4 protein-coding genes are annotated in these 3,848 nt (G+C 61.8%); 2 read left to right on the forward strand and 2 right to left on the reverse strand.

Annotation, left to right across the window (positions count from 1 at the left end; genetic code table 11):
- A partial coding sequence (locus tag NW863_RS12405; protein WP_414366722.1) for a hypothetical protein occupies nt 1-212 on the reverse strand: 212 nt, incomplete at its 3' end.
- A gap of 25 nt (nt 213-237) precedes the next feature.
- On the opposite strand from NW863_RS12405, the gene NW863_RS12410 reads away from it, so the two are divergent.
- Together NW863_RS12410 and NW863_RS12415 are read left to right on the forward strand one after the other, a co-directional pair.
- Nucleotides 238-2,124, forward strand: coding sequence for a BamA/TamA family outer membrane protein (locus tag NW863_RS12410; RefSeq protein ID WP_414366724.1), 1,887 nt, complete (start codon nt 238-240; stop codon nt 2,122-2,124).
- A gap of 64 nt (nt 2,125-2,188) precedes the next feature.
- The gene (locus tag NW863_RS12415; RefSeq protein ID WP_414366725.1) at nt 2,189-2,557 is read left to right on the forward strand and encodes a hypothetical protein; all 369 of its coding nucleotides are present in this window, start codon (nt 2,189-2,191) and stop codon (nt 2,555-2,557) included.
- On the opposite strand, the gene NW863_RS12420 is transcribed toward NW863_RS12415, so the two are convergent.
- Nucleotides 2,554-3,636 (reverse strand): Mrp/NBP35 family ATP-binding protein, encoded by a 1,083-nt coding sequence (locus tag NW863_RS12420; RefSeq protein WP_414366727.1) that lies wholly within the window; start codon nt 3,634-3,636, stop codon nt 2,554-2,556. The genes NW863_RS12415 and NW863_RS12420 overlap by 4 nt on opposite strands.
- Between the last annotated feature and the right edge of the window lie 212 nt (nt 3,637-3,848).

Raw genomic sequence — 3,848 nt, forward strand, 5'->3', positions numbered from 1 at the left:
CAGGCGAGCCGCAGAGTTGTGGCCAGCGCTGCCAGGGATCCCTGCGCCTGCCGTAAAGAAGAGGCGGCTGCTTGCACTTCAGACTGCCCAAGCCCGCAATCCGGCTCGCGGCAATGCTCGGATCCGCAGGGATGGGGGTTGATATAATTCAGGGCAATTGTCCACCGCTGGGCGGCAGAGGGTTTTAGTGCAATCTTGGCCCAGCTTTCCAATCTTTGTGGTGTGCGAGGGATCCCTATGAATTGTTCCAGGCAACTCTGCCCTTGGCTAGCTTCAGCCCTGACCTGTGGGATGGTGCTACACACCGCTGCAGCTTGGGCACAGCCCCAACCCGGCACCCTGGATCTGCGCACCGGTGGCGATGCCCCCGCCCAACCCACCCCCACACCTACCCCCGCCGCCGGCGAGCCAGAAGTTGAAGTTTTGGTGGCAGAAGTGGTGGTCGAGGGTACCGACGACCCAGAGCTGATCGAGCAGGTTTACAAAGTTATCCGTACCCGCGCCGGCGAGGTCTCCACTCGTTCCCAACTCCGGGAAGACATCAACGCCGTGTTTGCCACCGGTTTTTTTGCCGATGTGCGGGCGGTGCCTTCCGATACGCCTCTGGGGGTGCGAGTTACCTTTGAAGTCAAGCCCAACCCCACCCTCAAAGCCGTGCGCACGGAAGGGGCAAAAGTTTTGGATCCGGAGGTGCTCCAGAAGGCCTTTGCCGACCAAGAAGGGCGGGTGCTCAACTTTGGCAAGCTGCAGGCAGCAGTGGCCGAGATTGAGCAGTGGTATGCCGACAAGGGCTACGTGCTGGCCAAAGTGACAGATGTGCGCTCCTCCGAAGATGGCACTCTCACCCTGGAAATTGCCGAAGGGGAGATCGAGGATATTCGCGTGCAGGGCAACACCAAAACCCGCGACTTCATCATCACCCGCGAGCTGAAGTCCAAGCCGGGGGATGTGTTCAACCGCAACCAAATCCAGGAAGACCTGCAGGCGGTTTTCAACCTCAACCTCTTTCAGGATGTAAATGTGGGGCTCAACCCCGGCCAGGATCCCGACAAGGTGGTGGTGGTGGTGAACGTGGAAGAGCGCCGCACCGGCACCTTGAGCGGCACCATCGGCGTCAGCTCGGCCACAGGGGTCTTTGCTGGCCTCAGCGTCTCGGAAGAAAACTTGGGCGGCAACAACCAGAGCGCCAGCTTCAATGTGCAGTTGGGCACCAACGAAACTCTGTTTGATTTGAACTTCACCGACCCGCGCATTGCCACGCTGGAGATCCCCACCTCCTACAACGTCAATATCTCCAACCAGCAGAGCTCCAGCTTTGTTTTCAACGAGGGATTGACCTTGCCCAACGGGGATCCCGTGCGCATCAACCGGCTGGGCGGCAGCGTCACCTTCTCGCGTCCCATTGGGGGCAATTGGCGGGCCAGCTTGGGCACCCGCATCCAATTTGTGGAAGCCCGCAACAGCAACGGCGAGCAGGAGCGCTTTGATGTGCTGGGCAACCCGATTACCTTCAGCGCCAGCGGCCAAGACAGCTACACCACCCTGCGGCTCGGCCTCGTCAACGACAGCCGCGACAACCCCAACAGCCCCAGCCAGGGATCCGTCTTTCGCATCTCCAGCGAACAGTCGGTACGTCTTTTCGAGAATGGCCTCAACGCCAACCGCCTCGAGACTAGCTACAGCCAGTTCATTCCCGTCAAACTGTTCGAGACCCGCAGCGAACGACCGCAGGTGCTGGCCTTTGACGTGCGGGCGGGCACCACAATTGGCGACTTGGCTCCCTACGATGCTTTCCCCATCGGCGGGGGCAGCTCGGTGCGGGGATTTTTTGAGGGTGGCGTCGGCTCCGGTCGCAGCTTTGCCACGGCGACGGCGGAGTTGCGCTTTCCCCTTTTCGACCCGGTGGGGGCGGTGGTCTTCGCCGACTACGGCACCGATCTGGGCAGCGGCGCGGCGGTCATCGGCAATCCTGCGGCGGTGCGCAACAAGCCGGGCAGCGGTTTCGGGCTGGGGGCCGGTATCCGCATCCAATCTCCCCTGGGGCCGCTGCGCATTGACTACGCCGTTGGTCAAGGAGAGGCCGGCCAGGCCCAACTGCACTTTGGCATTGGCGAGAAGTTCTAGCTTGGCGGTGGATCTGCTGCCGGCTTGCTATGGTGGGAGCAAGTGCTCGTGAGGGAAGCAACCCATGAAACGGCAACTTGGCCAATCGTTCCGCGGCGGATCTTGGGTACTCTTGCTCTGCGTCAGCCTAGCCCTGGCAGGGTGTGGGCCGTTGGCGCGGCTGGGCATCGGCACAACTCCCATCGCCCAGATCGAACAAAATCCTTCTCGCTACACCAATGTGTACGTCCGCGGTCGTGTGGTCAATCAAATAGGCGTGTTTGGCCAGGGCATGTACGAGATCCAAGACAACAGCGGCTCCCTCTGGGTCATCACCAACAAGGGCCTGCCGGCCATGAACAGCACCGTAACTGTGCGTGGCAAGGCCCAAGAGGGCATTGTGCTGGGGGGACGCAGCTTTGGGGTCTCGTTGGTGGAAGCAGAGCGCTTCTAGCCGGCCCCCAAAGCCAGCATGGAGACGCGGCCCGCCAAAGTTTTGGCAATTTGCCGCAGGGCCTGGGCTGAAGCCGACTCGGGCTGGCCGACCACAATTGGCTGACCCGCATCTCCCCCTTGGCGCAGGGCAATCTCCAACGGGATCCGCCCCAGCAGTGGGATCCCTAGCTCGCGGGCCGTAGTTTCTCCGCCGGCTGAGCCGAAGATATCGTACTGGCGATCCGGTAGGTCGGGTGGAATGAAGTAACTCATGTTCTCCACAATGCCGAGAATGGGCACCCCCAACTGGCGAAACATGTTCAAGCCCTTGCGGCTATCCAGCAGGGCCACCGACTGCGGCGTAGTGACGATCACAGCTCCCGCCAGCGGCACCGCCTGCACCAGGGTCAGTTGCGCATCCCCGGTGCCGGGGGGCATGTCCACGATGAGATAGTCCAGCTCCCCCCACTGCACCTGGTAGAGGAATTGGCGGATAACACCGTTGAGCATCGGCCCCCGCCAGATCACCGGCTGATCCCGCCCCACCAAGAGACCCATCGACACCATCTTGACGCCGTAGTTCTCCAGGGGGAAGATGTCCTCGCCGCCGTCTTCCCGCTTGCGCACCAACAGAGACTGATCCTGCAACCCCAGCATCAGCGGCACATTGGGGCCGTAGATATCGGCATCCAGCAGCCCCACCCGCGCTCCGCTCTGGGCCAGGGCAACCGCCACATTCACCGATACTGAGGTTTTGCCCACCCCCCCCTTGCCGCTGGAGATGGCGATGATGTTGCGCACGCCGGGGACAGACTGGCGATCCGGCAGGGAGGGCGAGCGGGGAGTTTCTGCTGTAACCGTGACCTCGATGGTTTCAACGGGAGCCAGGCGGCGGATGGCAGCCTTGCACTCCTCGACGATGAATTCCCGCAAGGGGCAGGCCGGTGTCGTCAGCACCAGGGTAAAGGCCACCCGCTCCGGCTCGACGCGAATGTCGCGGATCATGTTCAGTTCCACCAGGCTGCGGCGCAGCTCCGGATCTTGAACCGGGCGCAACGCCTCAAGGATGGCGGCAGCATCGAGGGTGGAGGTGGTCATGGCATCAAAAATGAAGTAACGGCTCTATTTTTCACTCTAATCGGTTTTTCTCCAGGGTCCTCGCCCGCTGGCAGGACAGTTGCGAAACTGTCTGCCAACGCTGGCCCTCTGTAGCCGACTGGCCTAGGCTGGCTCTGGCCGACGGAGGAGGGCAATGGTGCAAGCGCTGATCATGGGAGTCGGTTTGTGGTTGGGACTGACGTTCTTGGCCC

The sequence above is a fragment of the Synechococcus sp. B60.1 genome, assembly GCF_047462555.1.
In the GTDB taxonomy this organism is placed as follows: Bacteria; Cyanobacteriota; Cyanobacteriia; order Thermostichales; family Thermostichaceae; genus Thermostichus.